Raw genomic sequence first — 14475 nt, forward strand, 5'->3', positions numbered from 1 at the left:
TGAATGAAGGAAGCATCATGGCCAAGAAGCTCAAGAAACTCGACCAGCAAGTGATCGTCCTGACCGGCGCCACCAGCGGCATCGGCCTCGCCACCGCGCGCATGGCCGCCGAGGCGGGCGCCAAACTCGTCCTCGTCGCCCGCGACGGCGACGCCCTCGACACCCTCGCCCACGAGATGCGCCAGCGCGGCGTGGACGTGGCGACGGTGGCCGCGGACGTGGGCGACACGGCGGACGTGGAACGCATCGGCAAGGAAGCCATCGCGCGCTACGGCTGCATCGACACCTGGATCAACAATGCCGGCGGCAGCGTCTACGGCACCAACGAGCAGGTGCCGCTGGCCGACATGGAACGCGTGATGCAGACCAATCTGTGGGGCTGCGTGAACGGTTCGCTGGAAGCCGTCAAGCGCATGAAGACGGGCGGCGGCGGCGCCCTGATCAACGTGGGCAGCGAAGTCTCGGACCGCTCCATTCCCCTGCAGGGCACGTACGCGGCGTCCAAGCACGCGATCAAGGCCTTCACGGAATCGCTGCGCATGGAACTGGACAAGGAAAACGCGCCGATGTCCGTCACGCTGATCAAGCCGTCCGCCATCGCCACGCCGTTCGCCGAACACGCGAAGAACTACATGGAGCAGGAGCCGGCCCTGCCGCCGCCGAACTACGCGCCGGAGATCGTCGCGGAGGCGATCCTGCACGCGGCCGTCAAGCCGGAACGCGAGCTGTTCGCGGGCGGACATGCGAAGGCGGCCTCCGTGCTGGGCGGCCTGCTGCCGCGCGGCATGGACCGCTTCATGCGCGGTTCGATGTTCGACCAGCAGCAGTCCGACAAGCCCAGCCGTGCGGGACGCAAGGATGCGCTGCACGGGCCCGACCCGGCGCAGGAACTGCGTTCGCGCAACCGTTCGCCGGCCCGCGTGAGCGAGTCGAGCCCGTACACCGCGTTCGAGATGAAGCCGGCGTCGCTCAAGGCGGCGCTGGTCGGTGGCGTGTTGTTGGCGGGGTGGGCGCTGGCTGGACGGCCGGGCTTGCGCAAGACGTGGAAAGCGTGATGGGGTGATCTGGCGGTGAATGGCGGGCACATGGTGCCCACCATCACGTTCGCATGGATACAAAAAGGGCCGTCCGGCGCATGCCGAACGGCCCTTTTTGTTTGCGAATACCGGCTTACTTGCCCGGCGCCGGACCGCGCGGCGGTTCGCTGCCGAGGAAATCGACGTCCTCGTCCGTCAGCGGCAGATCCGGGATCGATTCGACGTGGTCGGTATCGATGTCGGCGCCGTCCTTGACGACCGTGTCGCGGCCGGCCGAGGCGCGTTCGCCCGTGCCGCCGTAGTCGCTGTCGCCGTCGAAGTTGGCGTCGCCGACGTCGGGGCCGGCGCTGTCGTGGGCGTAGCTTTCCTCGTTGTCCGAGTTCGTGCCGCGGTCCAGGTCGAGGGTCTGGTCCTCGTCCAGGTTGGCGGCAAAGCCGGGTCCGCCGACGACGTCGCTGCCGGAATCGGAAATATCGCTCGGGCCGAGCGAGTCGATGCCGTGGCCTTTGCCGAGGCTACGGTCTGGTGCTTCCGGAAAGTTATCCGGATCAAGTGTGCTCGTGCCAGTCATGATGTCCTCCATGGTGATGCCAAAAGAATACGAGTACAGGCTACCCGCTTTCGCGATTTTGCGGCGCAACGCTGTTTCCCGAGGAAAGAAGATTGCCGGCGACTCCAGGATGGCCGGCGCCTCCGCGCGCCGGCTCAGAACGCCCGGCGCATGCCGATGTTCAGCGCCGAGCTGCCGTTCAGGCGCTGGGCGCCGTCGATCGGAATGCCGGCGCTGTTGGTGTTGACCGTGTGCGAGAACGCCGCGTAGAAGTCCGTCTTGCGCGACACGACGTAGCTGGCGCCGATGGCGAACTGGTTGGCGTCGCGGTTGGCCAGGTCGCGGTCGTTCTTGTGGATGAACGAGGCCAGGAAAGTGACCTGGCGCGTCAGCGGCACCGCCACGCCGGCCAGCGTGTCGCGGCTGTCCGTCGACGAGGTGCTGGCCACGCCGGCGCTGTACGGGTTGTCCGGGTTGTACAGCGGCGAATTGCCCCAGCCGCGGTTGGCGGCATAGGCGGCATAGGCCGTACCCCAGCGCGTGCGCAGGTTGGCGGCGATGATGGAATTCTTGGCCGCCATCGTGTTGCCCACCAGGTTGTACAGCTGGACCTGGGCCACGTGGCGGTTCTGGTGCGCCGCGCGCAGCGACAGCGGACCGATGTCGTAGCCGACCGTCATGCCCCAGGCGCGGTTGGCCATCGAGTTGCCGCCGAGGCTGTCGACGGTCCAGGAAGCGTCCGTCGACACGCCGCTCATGCGGCTGCTGTAGTAGCGCACGTCGCTGTTGACGGGCGTGCCGGTGGGATTGACGAGGTTGCTGGCCTGCCCCGCCGTGCCGGTGTGGAACAAGTCGCCGACGTCGGCCTGCGTGAGGTATTCGAGGTTGTACTGGCGGCCCAGCGTGAACTTGCCCGGACCGTCGCCGGGGCCGAAGCCGCCGAGGCGCCCGTAGACGCGGCGCGGCACCTGTTGCCCCGGCCACTCGGCATGGGCGGCGGTGGCCGGGGTGCCGGTGAACACGGCGATGTCGTGCCCTTCCGGCGCCTCGCCGACGTAGTGCAGTTCCCCGGTGCCGACGGCGGCCGGGGTCGTGGTGTCCTGGGCGCAAGCGTGTCCACAAGCGAGCGTCGCATAGCCACCCAGCGCAACGCACGCAACGAAAGCCTTGTTCATGATGAGTTCCTCTTTAGGCTAACGTTATCCTCTCGTTTGGCGGTCTTATCTGTCCAATATCGCACAATTCGAGGGCATATTTACCTCGTGTTTTTGTCGGCTAATTCCGACGCGACCGTGACAACGAAATTCTTGCCGATTGCTCGGCAGTAAACACCTGTCCAAGGGGCAGGAAAATGCTTGCATTTGCACAAATGACGTACCTAAACTACAGCAAGAGGCGGCGTCTCGATGGCCGTGCTGGCCGCCACGCTGCCGGGCATGCCCCTCATCTACGGCGGCCAGGAGTCGGGCCTGGACAAGCGCATCTAGTTCTTCGAGAAGGATCCGATCGCCTGGAAGGACTATCCCTACGCGCCGTTCTACGCCGACCTGCTGAAGCTGAAGCACGACAACCCCGTGCTGTGGAACCGCCAGTACGGCGGCGCCGTGCAGGTGCTGGACACGGGCAACGACAAGGTCTTTGCCTTCCGCCGCCACCGCGAGGGCAACGTGGTGCAGGTCGTGGTGAACGTGTCGAATGCGGCGCAGCGCTACACGCTGCCGGGCGCGCCGGCGCAGACGCTGGGCGCGTGGCACTATGTGATCGGCAAGCAGCCGCGCTGACCGACGCGCTGACCAATTCGTCACGGCGTTCGGTGCATTCATCCCATTGTTGCACCCGCGCCGCGGGAGGTGTCGAATAATCGGGCGGTCTACATTCCATCCCGCCGCCTTCATGCGCAACGCCCGCTCCGCCGCCGTCCTGCTCCTCGTCACGCCAGCCTGCCTGCTCGCCCAGACGGCGCCGCCGCAGCAGGTCGTCATCAGCGCCAACGCCGATGCGCAGCGCGCGCAATCGACGACGACGTCCATCGTCGTGGGCCGCGACGAGCTGCTGCGCCACGGCGACGCCACGCTGTCCGACGTCCTGAAGCGCCAGCCCGGCATCACCGTGGACGCCAGTCCCGGCAAGCCGGCCGCCATCCGCATGCGGGGCATGGGCAGCGGCTACGTGGCGATCCTGCTGAACGGCCTGCCCGCGCCGGCCGGGTTTTCGCTGGAGTCGCTGAATCCGGACGCCATCGAGCGCATCGAGATCGCCCGCGCGCCCACGGCCGAGACGAGCAGCCAGGCCGTGGCCGGTACCATCAACGTGATCCTGCGCCGCGCGGGACCGGGCAAGGACGGCGCCGCGAACGAGATCAAGGTGGGCAGCGCCGTCGTCGACGGCTACGCGGCGCCCCAACTCATCGGCCAGCACAGTGGCCGCGCGGGCACGCTGGCCTATACGCTGTCCGCGACGCTGCAGCGCACGGAAAACCCCGTCACGGCCGTGACGACCGAAACGGGAGCAGACCCTTCCCTGCTGCGGCGTACCGCGTGGCTCGACCACCAGGTGGGAGATGTGCTCGAACTGGCGCCGCGGCTGTCGTGGACGCCGAACGCCCGGGACACGGTGACGTCGCAGGCCTACGTGCGCAAGCGCCGCATGGACAACGCCAAGCGCGAGACGGAGACGACGCTCATCGGCAGCCCGACCGCCTTCCCGCACGCGGCGCAGACCTACCGGGCGGATGCCGAACAGGCCTACGCGGACGTCACGTGGGCCCGCAAGCTCGACGGCGGCGCGCGCCTGTCGACCAAGCTCTCCGGCTTTCGCACGCAGCGCGACGCCGACTTCGTCTACCGCGGATCGAGCCTGGCGGACGTGCTGCTGCAGACGAACCGCGTCGCCTCCGGCCCCACCGAGCGCGAATGGACGTTCAATGGCACTTGGCGCAAGCCACTGTGGCGGAATCACGCGCTGGCGGCGGGCTGGGAGGTCGGCCGCAAGCGGCGCACCGAATACCGCAACGAGCGCCAGGTCGACGCCGCCGGCACCCTGCTGCTGGCCAGTGACGAGGACTACCGCGCCACGGTCGCAAGGACGGCCTTCTTCGTGCAGGACGAATGGGACATCGACGCCGCCTGGTCCGCCTACGTAGGCTTGCGCCGCGAAGACCTGCACACGACGGGCGAAGGCAATGCCCATGCGGCCGTCGACGTGGACGCCGGCGCCTGGAGCCCCATCCTGCAGGCGCTGTTCAAGCCGCAGCGCGCGGAAGGCGGCGCGGGCCCGCGCGACCAGTTCCGCCTTGCCGTCAGCCGCACCTACAAAGCGCCGAACATCGTGCAGCTGATGCCGCGCCGCTACACGGTCGACAACAACAACGGCCCCACCAACCCGGACCAGCAGGGCAACCCGAACCTGCGGCCGGAGCTGGCGCTGGGCATCGACCTGGCGTGGGAACGGTATATCGGCAAGGACGGCATGGTCAGCGTCAGCCTCTTCCAGAAACGCATCCACGACGTGACGCTGTACCGCACCGAGGAGGAGGCCGGCACGTGGATCTCCACGCCGGACAATATGGGCGGCGCCACCGTGCGCGGCGTCGAGTTCGAGGCGAAGGGCACGCGCGGAGCGCTGTCCGCACGCATGAACCTGGCGCGCAACTGGTCGCGCGTGGATGCGATACCGGGGCCCGACAACCGCATCGAAGGACAGGCGGCCTACAGCGGCAATGTCGGCATCGACTGGGCACCGAAAGGCAGCCGCGTCGACGCGGGCGGCACGTACACCTACCGCGGCCCCGTCACGAGCCGCCCCGGCGCCCTGTTCCTCAGCGACGACGCCATCAAGCGCCAGCTGGACCTGTACGCCGTGTGGAAGCGCGACGCGGCCTCGCGCCTGCGCCTGTCCGCCTCCGACCTGCTGCACCAGGACTATCGCGAGAGCTACGCCTACCTGGGCACCGGCGCCGTCACCCGCACGACGCGCTATCGCACGCGCACGACGTGGCGGCTCGTGTGGGAACAGTCGCTGTGACGCTTGCCGAACGGAGGACGTGACGATGACACGATGGATCTGCTTCGGGCTGATCCCGGCAGCCCTGATCGTGCCGGCCGCCGTTCGTTGATGCGCATGGTGGGCACGTGGTGCCCACCCTACCGGCTCCGCTGACGACATCGTGGGGCGGGCACCACGTGCCCACCGAACCTTTGCGTGATGCTAGCGTCGGAGCCCAGCAAACGCCGCCGGCTCCCACTCCCTCAACGCCAGCAGCAAGCCACTCCCGCGCCGCTTCGGCAACGGCGACGCCAGGCTCTCCTCATGCAGCTCCGCGAACCTCGCCCGCAGTTGCCGCAGCTCCGACTGCATGCGTGCCAGCGCGCTCTCCGTCAGCATCGCGTGCGTAAAGGTCAGCGTCTCGTCCTGGCGCTCGAAGCGGCTGCCGAGGAAATCGTCGAGCCCTTCGGTGCGGAAGTATGCGCGGATCGGTCCGTCCGGCAGCCAATCGAAATCGCGCGCCACGTTCAGGCGGATGCGGTTGCCGGGCATGAGGGCGATCAGGTGCAGGCGGTCCAGGTGCAGCAGCTTCTGCAGCGCTTCCGCCTCGGTCAGTTGGTAGACAGCGACCATGTCGGCCAGCGTCCAGTGGTTCAGCGCGCACACGGCGACGACCATCAGCTTGGTGTCCGACACGAGCTCCTTCTCCTGGGCCGGCGTGAGCGTGCGCAGGCGCGATTCCGTCACCGCCGCCTCCTGCGCCAGCTCGGCGAGCGTGAAGCCGAGCATATTGCTGACCTGGACCAGGCGGTCGACGCCCAGCGTGTCCGACGTCAGCAGGCGCTTGACGCTCGCCTCGGAGAGACGCAAGGTCGCGGCCACGTCGCGGTAGGTCTTGCCCTGCAATTTCAGCTGGCGCTTGATCGTGACGAGCAGTTGGTTGACTTCGGACATGGGACCTCGGACTTCGATACGGAACGCTACTGCCGGGATCGTAGCATGCCCAGCCTTGCCGCGGCAGAGCGGCTGTGCCAAGATGCCCGCCACATAAGGACAAGAACAGGCCGAGACACATGAATCACGATGAATACCTGCGCCACGACGCGACCGCGCTCGCGCAACTGGTCGCGCGCGGCGACGTGACGAGCGCCGAACTGCTCGACCTGGCGCTGGCGCAGCAGCGGCGCGTCCACGGGGACGTCAACGCCATCGTGCGCCTGATGGAGACGGAGGCGCGCGAACGCACGGCCGCTCCACTGGCAGGCCCGCTGGCCGGCGTCCCCTTCCTGATCAAGGACGGCGTGCAGGATTACGCGGGCGTGCCCACCACCTACGGCAGCCGCGCCATGCAGCATTACGTGCCGACGCAGCACGCCCACGTGGTGCGGCGCTACCTGGAGGCGGGCCTCGTCATCTTCGGCAAGACGAACCTGCCCGAATTCGCGATCCGCGCCGTCACCGACCCCGTGCTGTTCGGCCGCGCCAACAACCCCTGGGACCTGTCACGCACGCCGGGCGGATCGAGCGGTGGCGCGGCGGCGGCCGTGGCGGCGGGCATCGTGCCGATGGCGGCGGGGAACGACGGCGGCGGCTCCATCCGCATCCCGGCCGCCTGCTGCGGCCTGTTCGGACTGCGGCCGTCGCGCGGGCGCGTGTCCTCCGGCCCGGACATCGGCGAAGTGTGGTTCGGCGCATCCAGCGAAGGCGTGCTGTCGCGCAGCGTGCGCGACACGGCGCTGGCACTGGACGTGCTGCAGGGCGCGGAACCGGGCGACCCGTTCGTCATCACGCCGCCGTCGGCACCGTACGCGGACCTGATGCGGCGCGACCCGGGCCGGCTGCGCATCGGCTTTTCCAGCGCCTCGCCGATCGGCACGGAAGTACATCCCGAGGCCGTGGCGGCCGTCCACCACGCCGCGGCGCTGCTGGAAAAACTGGGCCACGACGTCGAGGAAGCCGCGCCGCAAATCGACGGCGACGCGCTGGCGCGCAGCTACCTGCACCTGTACTTCGGCCAGATCCCGGCCGCGGTGGAACGGGCCAAGGCGCTGGGCGCGAAGGAAGGCGACCTGGAACTGATGAACCGCATCCTGGTGACGCTGGGCGAACACGTCTCGGCACGCCGGCTGACGACGGAACTGAACCGCTGGAACGACTTCGCCCGCGCGCTGGGCGACTACCACAAGCGTTACGACGTCTTGCTGACGCCGACCCTGGCCGCCCCACCCGTCAAGCACGGCACGGGCGACCCGTCGTCGTTCGAACAGGGCGTATTGGGCTTCCTGCAAGGCACCGGCATCCTGGGCGTGCTGGCGCGCCTCGGCCTGCTGGACAAGACGGTCGACCGCATCGCCACCGACAACCTGCGCGCGGTGCCGTTCACCCAGCTGTCGAACCTGACAGGCACGCCGTCGATGAGCGTGCCCCTGTACTGGACGCCGGACGGCCTGCCGCTGGGCGTGCAGTTCGTCGGACCGTTCGGCAGCGAGGACAGGCTGCTGCAGCTGGCGCACCAGCTGGAGCTTGCCCAACCCTGGTTCGATCGGCTACCGGCAATCGCCCGTAGGGTGGACGGCTAACCCCCAACGCACGCGTCAACGCGGCCTTACCGCCGTCCACGCGTCCAACCACCGCGTGCATCGTGTGGCACCATCGGCTCACGCCTGCCGATGCCCACACTCCGTACAAAACTTCGTCCCCGGCTCCAGCATGGTCGGACACGCCTGGCACTGCACCTGCTGCGCCATCTTGAACCCGCACTCCGGGCAGAATTTGGCGCCATGCGTCTCCGTACGGCACTGCGGGCACACGAGCTGCATCTCCTTGCGCACGTCATGCCGCAGCCCGCGGCTCTGCCCTTCGTCATTGGCCCGCTGCGACGCGCTATAGACCTCGCCCTGCGCCCGCGAGCGCGTGATCGCCACCTGGACGTTCGGCGCGCAATCGAAGCACAAGCCATTGGCGCCATCGAAGCACTGTCGACAGACGTAATCGTGGCAATTCCCGCAGCGATTGAAATGCCGCTTGCCCTCCTCAACCGCCTCCTTGAACGCCGTATCGCGCGCACTGTGCCAGCCGGCCTCCGCCATACTGTTCAGCACCGAGCCCGCATTGCCGAGGATGCCGCCGAACAGGCTGGCCCCCTTCTGCAACCAGCCGCCAGCCTGGGCGCTGCGATAAGGTTTGAATGCGGTACGCCAACGGTCGCGGCAGCGCTCGCAATAGAACTCGAACTGGAAGCCGGCGTCGACGCCGGTGGAATTGCTGAGGTCCTGGACGTTGCTGGCGAACTTGGTTTCGGTCGACATGTTCTTATTTTCCCCCGCGGAAATTGTCGCGGGATTACAGCATAACTGTTGAAGCTACGGCGCCCGATATATAAAAATATTCGATTTTGCCATCGATTGTGAGTGTTCGTGAGTTTTTAGCTAGGCGAACAATTGTATGATTGATGTTTTGCAAATATAGTTTCCGCGATGACAACCCCCGAATACTTGGATGACCCGTTCTATCACGCATTAAAGTCGATGTCTCAACGCATGGATTACTTGCCAGGAAAATATCTGCTACAAAGTTATGCTCTTCCAACTTCAGTTGGTTGGGAGAGCACTCTGCAGCGCGCCGTAGTTGCGGCCCGCACAAGGCCAGATCGTGAAAAACTTTATACGAACCTGGCGACGTCCTTCCAGCAACACACGCTTGTGGGAGAGAAGGCCGTGCTCTATTATGGCTTTGCTGGCCTGTCTGAGGAAACTAAGCAAATACATAAGAGAGCAGTCTACAAGAAAGTTGGAGACCATATCCCCTTATCCCAATTCTCAGCAGTTTTCCCTTTCGCAGTCCACGATCAAGAAACATTAAGATCTTTGGAGAATACGCCACCGACCTTAACTATATGCTACCCCGAGGCGAACGGCGTCTTCTTTTTATTTTCCTCGGTGCGCTCCTTTAACGAACGCGTGCCTCTAGACCGAACACTATTTGATGATGATGACCAAGCCAAACTAGCTGATTACTCCGAATTAATAGGAGTTCGATCAATACGACGACAATGCTACGACTATATCATATACGATACGGATCGCGAGTTAGTTGAGGTGCGCATCGACTGCCCTGATGGCATGCCGAGCGTGCAAAAGCAAACCGCATTGCAAAAACTCCAAGCCGCCTTCAAAGATCTAAACATTTTTCCTGATGGATGGTCTCCTTTCGGCACAACACCACATAATTTCCATTCCCTAATGGAAAGATTATACAAAACCAGTGGCGAAGGGACTGTATTTCAACTGGGCTTTACAGCTAGCACCGAAAAAACCTCATCTAATAACGGTGCGAGCTTATTAAGACGAAAGAATGTGGACCTACGTCGGGATGAGTTTCATGTGGGCGGAAAAAACAATGTGAAGGATTTAAGCGTTTATACTATCGGCGTCGAGTGGAAAAGCGACTTCGGGATCAACAATCCCACGCTAATCGTTCCCGGGAGCGTCCGAATGCTTTATTCTTCCCCTGTTATCTTTCCTGAACTCTACATCCGCAACTGCATGACTATTGCGCAGTATGCTCTTATCACAGCGAAAATTGATAAATATTTCGAATGAGAAATCTCTTGGAACAGTTCAAGAAAGACTGGGCTAATGATGAACTCGTGGCCGAGATATGCACACGTTTATATAACTATTTGGAAGATCCAGCAAATAGATTGGATCACTTCAGTTTTTATCATCTTGCCAATGCCACTCGGCTCAATGATGACAAAAGATTATCGAAAGCATTGCAGTACCTCAGTTCGCCAAGATGCGAGGTATTAACACAAATTTTTTTCTACTTTGATATCGATGAGTCGTGGGAATTTGAGTCCGCGGATATGATTGATTTTTTTAAGGAGGGAAGATTCGCTCATCCACGCACTGGCGCGGTGATGAATTTAGATGCGATTTCAGTTGCTTTCGCGATCGGAAAACACTTCCTTGAAGCGAGGCAAAAGCTATGAAGCATATAGGAGCCGGAGCGTTCGCTCAAAATCTCGGGGGATTAAGCATTGCTGCTCGCTACCAAGAACGGAATGTTATTGCTGGCAAGTCGGAGTATGAGCCGTTTGTTGAACTGCTTTATACTGACATAAATGACTTGATCAACCATATGCAAGCAAATCCGCAGCGCCGACACGCACTGGGTGAAGACAGTCTAACGGAAGAACTTATTATGGGTCTATCAGTTGCGGGCTATGACGCCTCGCATGATACTTCAGCCGGAGGTCACGTTGATATCACAGTTAAGCTTGGCCCACATTCATGGATAGGCGAGGCGAAAAAGGACCAAAAATATTCCGACGGCTACCGTCAACTTGTAACACGTTATCGGCCCGCCTCCGGAAACTTTGACCATAATCATGGCGGTATGCTTTTATACTGCACGAGCCAGACAGATTTATTAACACTTAGACAGCGCTGGAAGGAAAAATTTGAAGAAGACTTTAAAGGATCCTATTCCCCTTTGAATATTACTGACTGTTCAAAAAGCCGCTACGCGTTTTACTCGAGTCATAAACATCCGGTTTCTGGTCATGATTGGGTAGTACGACATATGCTCGTCGGCCTCCAGTTCGTACCTCAAGATGCCTCAGCGCGAGGTGTACAGGCGCGCAAAGCCAGCGTTAAGAAACCTCGGCGTAAGAGAACAGCCAGTGCAGCTAATATAAATGTACAAAAAACGTTGAAGTCTAGCACATAATCTTTGTGCTTTTCCGCTATCCGATTAATTTAATTTAGCGGATAGCGGATAAAAACTCCTCCATAATTCTTATTATTACAGTTTAGCAATGCGTAAGTTTGGCAAGGCAATCAGCCCCCCCCCCCCTATTAATCGTTATAGTCCGGCTCAAACTGACTTTTAAAGTTACGCTCAGCTTCGTCAACAGCAGATTCAATATCAGCTTCAGTATATAGGCCATAGAATGTAGAGGGCTCGAAACGAGTCGTCGCGGTAAACATATTTCCTAGATTACAAGACGCTAGCTTTGAATACCCTACAATACGAAGTCCGCATGCTACACACTCAAAACCCGATGGCAATTGCCCCTGTTTTTGCTCAATTCCATCATCATCTGCTAGCGTAGTTACTGGTCCAGTAGGCGTTCCGAACACTAACGACTCGCATCCGCAAGCTGGACAATTCACTCTGTGGCCAGTATGACGCGAAGCCCAAAGACGGGCGCGCTGCGTAAGCAATTCCTTATCGGCCTCAGATTTGTCTGCCCAAACCTTCTTATAAGCGGCGATATCGGTACTAACACTTTGAGCAGCTTGATCGGAGAGAGAATCGATGAGCCCACGAATGTGGGGCACATCATCAAATATGTCACTAAGCTGTCGATTCATGGAGACAAGGAAAACTTCAGCCGCATGATAAAACCTTGGCAACCAGGATGATGAGCCATAGCCTGCGAACGCAAACTCCCCAGAGTGCAATTCAGAATTACGCTTATCAAAGTGCGAGGCACAAAAATTAATTACCTCCTGTGTTACTCTAGCATCAAATTCACCGAGCCTTGCAAGGACCTCTTTAACGCCGATTGAACTAGGATTGAAGCGTTTAGCCGTAGGATTTTTTCCAAGCGCGAATGAAATGTTTCTCCAACTCTTTTCATCTGCAAGTAGTACTGGTGAAACATTGGACAGAGCTGCACGAGCCAACAACTCAAGTAATACCGCTGACCAAAGTGCCAGCTCCCCCGTTTCACTCTCCGCAGCCATCATCCGATCGGCGTATATCTGCGCCTTGGAAAACAGAGCTTCAACAGACCAGACGTGTGCCTCAATTTGAGATGCCATAAATACTCTCCAAATAGATTCGTTCGATTGATCTTTTCCGGTCAGCGAAAGGTACAGCACTTCGCCCGTGCAAACACCGCCAATTATCTATAACTAATGTCGTAGTTTGAAGCGCCAAATTTATTGAAGTAGAAGAAGCCCGACAAGTAGATGATCGAAAGATTTCGGCGCAAATACTGGCTTGGGTGTTGGCTGGCCGAATAAAAATCGGGTCCCACCTGAGACTAAACGCTAACGTTCGCGATATGCGAAAAGAGAGCGCTGTAGTAACCCTAGACTGTCTAGGAAAAAAAAGGGCACGCTGAGTTACCGATTGTGGCAACAAGCCACTCAGTGTTGGGGCATCTAAAACGAATGTACTCACCATTCCTAGCCCCATACGACCTCGCAACAAAAGGTAACGGGGCGGCACTATCCAATGTGCAAGGTCTGTATGTAGAGGATACTCCTCAAAGCCAAAATTACCGTGATACCGATTTAATTCTTGCCTGCATTTCTCTTTTGGAGTCAATACATCAACCGAGCGATTAGGATAATCCTTGCTTAACGCATGCAAGTTCAATACGCTCCCAATTGTTTCGGCAAAACCTAACGTACTTGCACTGCGGGAGACATTGACACATACAGTGAAGCCAAATCTTCGCAAATTTTCGAGGTCAACTGGCGCTAACATATAAATATAACACCAAAATCTTGGACGGCACACATGTTAATTTTTATTTATTTTTACTTCAGCAGCAAGATAATGAACGAAGAAAGGAACACTTATAAAGTATCGCACGCGAAGGGGCAAACGCACGTATCGATCGATTTGAGTTCAAAGGTTTACTCTTTTGACATTCAAAAACTGATAGAAGCTAGTGTACGCATATGTTATCCCGGTGGCAAGTGAAGTCGTCACGCTCAGCCGTATTCGTTAGCGACCTTGTCTGAAGTGCAGATGCTATAAAATTGAGTGGCCCAACTGAGCCTACGCTAAAACGCCGATATACTATCGAAGAATCGATATCAAGTGGAATGTTCTCAAATCGCTGTAGAAGTTTCGCTCGCCTTTCCCGAAAGCAATCAACGCAGTATTCGTTACTATCTTCATTTTGACTATTGAACTGCCAACCCTAACTCCGATTACATGCGTTTATGGAGACTAATAGCCTCTTTAGACTACCGAGAAACTATGCAATGAACGATATACCTAGAGACATTGATTTTATCAAAATGATAACATTTCGTGAAATAAAAAACCGCGTACTCACTAAGAGAAACGCGGTTTTAGTACATAGTAGTACGTCGATTCAATTCTTGGCGGAAGCGGTGAGATTCGAACTCACTAACCTCAATTCCCTTTAATTTCAAGGACATATACTACACCCAACACAGCATTTTGTCACACCATTTTGTCCCATCGCCCACATTGGCCAAGTGCCGAAACCTCCGCTTCGATTTGGGCTAGAGCAGTAGGTCACACGTCCTACCTTTGCCATGCCACAGCGTAGATTAAACAGCGCAAATAAACAGTCGCGCTAGGCGGCTGCTACCGCGACTTTTGCCCTTTCTCAAGTAATGCTTTGTAAGGCGTCTTCTCATTAAGTTCTGCGCTGCGCGGCCCACCAAGCAGGTGGAAGTCCGGCTCCGACCAGGACGCAGGCGTGAAGCCGATTGCAGGAAATGGTCGGGGGTCTGACAAATAATGTGTTCGCTGAGCCTCGGTTTCGCTCGCCTCTCGATAATGGCGCAAATCTGGCATTCGAACACGCTACGAACACAGAGATAGCAAAGACGCTCGTCACTTACTCCAGTCAGCCCAAGTTAGGTGAAAACTGTTCAATGGGTTCGTGTTCCTTCGGGAGTCCGCGAGCATCATAGACACTTCAACATCGGTCGGGCGCCAACGGAGTAAACGCGTTCCAGACAAATCCAAGTGAGCCAGAACACATGCCGGGTGGCGTTTGATGTCGCGCTTAATCCTCGCGGGACTGCGGCCTGTCACCATCGCTAGCTCATCTAAATCCAATAGATTATCCATTGTCACTCCTAGCAAGGTTTCCGCGACCAAAATATGAGTATCCACGTA

Annotated in this window: 12 protein-coding genes; 7 read left to right on the forward strand and 5 right to left on the reverse strand. The window is 59.4% G+C overall.

The features are described 5' to 3' along the window. Nucleotides 1-17 precede the first annotated feature (17 nt). On the forward strand, nt 18-1055 hold the full coding sequence (locus QPK32_RS04060) for an SDR family oxidoreductase (protein WP_290411490.1): 1038 nt from the start codon (nt 18-20) through the stop codon (nt 1053-1055). 115 nt (nt 1056-1170) lie between these two features. Here QPK32_RS04060 and QPK32_RS04065 read toward each other — a convergent pair whose 3' ends face one another. After that, the gene (locus tag QPK32_RS04065; RefSeq protein ID WP_290411491.1) at nt 1171-1608 is read right to left on the reverse strand and encodes a hypothetical protein; all 438 of its coding nucleotides are present in this window, start codon (nt 1606-1608) and stop codon (nt 1171-1173) included. 134 nt (nt 1609-1742) lie between these two features. Beyond that, the gene (locus tag QPK32_RS04070) at nt 1743-2762 is read right to left on the reverse strand and encodes a porin (RefSeq protein ID WP_290411492.1); all 1020 of its coding nucleotides are present in this window, start codon (nt 2760-2762) and stop codon (nt 1743-1745) included. A 372-nt stretch (nt 2763-3134) separates the two neighbouring features. On the opposite strand from QPK32_RS04070, the gene QPK32_RS04075 reads away from it, so the two are divergent. Both QPK32_RS04075 and QPK32_RS04080 read left to right on the forward strand, forming a co-directional pair. Then, on the forward strand, nt 3135-3368 hold the full coding sequence (locus QPK32_RS04075) for an alpha-glucosidase C-terminal domain-containing protein (RefSeq protein WP_290411800.1): 234 nt from the start codon (nt 3135-3137) through the stop codon (nt 3366-3368). 112 nt (nt 3369-3480) lie between these two features. Next, nucleotides 3481-5610 (forward strand): TonB-dependent siderophore receptor, encoded by a 2130-nt coding sequence (locus QPK32_RS04080; RefSeq protein ID WP_290411493.1) that lies wholly within the window; start codon nt 3481-3483, stop codon nt 5608-5610. 183 nt (nt 5611-5793) lie between these two features. Here the strand turns inward: QPK32_RS04080 and QPK32_RS04085 are convergent, their stop codons facing one another. Further along, a complete protein-coding gene (locus QPK32_RS04085) occupies nt 5794-6525 on the reverse strand; it encodes a transcriptional regulator (protein WP_290411494.1) in 732 nt (243 codons plus the stop codon). Nucleotides 6526-6644: 119 nt separating this feature from the next. Between QPK32_RS04085 and QPK32_RS04090 the strand changes: the two genes are divergently transcribed. Continuing rightward, entirely contained in the window at nt 6645-8150 is a 1506-nt protein-coding gene (locus QPK32_RS04090; RefSeq protein WP_290411495.1) for an amidase, read from the forward strand. 78 nt (nt 8151-8228) lie between these two features. Here QPK32_RS04090 and QPK32_RS04095 read toward each other — a convergent pair whose 3' ends face one another. Next, the gene (locus QPK32_RS04095; protein ID WP_290411496.1) at nt 8229-8879 is read right to left on the reverse strand and encodes a zinc ribbon domain-containing protein; all 651 of its coding nucleotides are present in this window, start codon (nt 8877-8879) and stop codon (nt 8229-8231) included. A gap of 168 nt (nt 8880-9047) precedes the next feature. On the opposite strand from QPK32_RS04095, the gene QPK32_RS04100 reads away from it, so the two are divergent. From QPK32_RS04100 to QPK32_RS04110, 3 genes are read left to right on the forward strand one after another with little or no spacing between them, the layout of a single operon-like run. Next, a complete protein-coding gene (locus QPK32_RS04100) occupies nt 9048-10172 on the forward strand; it encodes a hypothetical protein (protein WP_290411497.1) in 1125 nt (374 codons plus the stop codon). Between the two features lie 8 nt (nt 10173-10180). Further along, nucleotides 10181-10564, forward strand: a complete 384-nt coding sequence (locus QPK32_RS04105) for a hypothetical protein (RefSeq protein ID WP_290411498.1) — start codon at nt 10181-10183, stop codon at nt 10562-10564. Continuing rightward, entirely contained in the window at nt 10561-11304 is a 744-nt protein-coding gene (locus QPK32_RS04110) for a hypothetical protein (protein ID WP_290411499.1), read from the forward strand. The genes QPK32_RS04105 and QPK32_RS04110 overlap by 4 nt, the downstream gene beginning before the upstream one ends. A gap of 128 nt (nt 11305-11432) precedes the next feature. Here QPK32_RS04110 and QPK32_RS04115 read toward each other — a convergent pair whose 3' ends face one another. Further along, the gene (locus QPK32_RS04115) at nt 11433-12404 is read right to left on the reverse strand and encodes a hypothetical protein (RefSeq protein ID WP_290411500.1); all 972 of its coding nucleotides are present in this window, start codon (nt 12402-12404) and stop codon (nt 11433-11435) included. Nucleotides 12405-14475 lie beyond the last annotated feature (2071 nt).

The sequence above is a fragment of the Massilia sp. YIM B02763 genome, from assembly GCF_030412015.1.
Classification (GTDB): Bacteria; Pseudomonadota; Gammaproteobacteria; order Burkholderiales; family Burkholderiaceae_D; genus Telluria.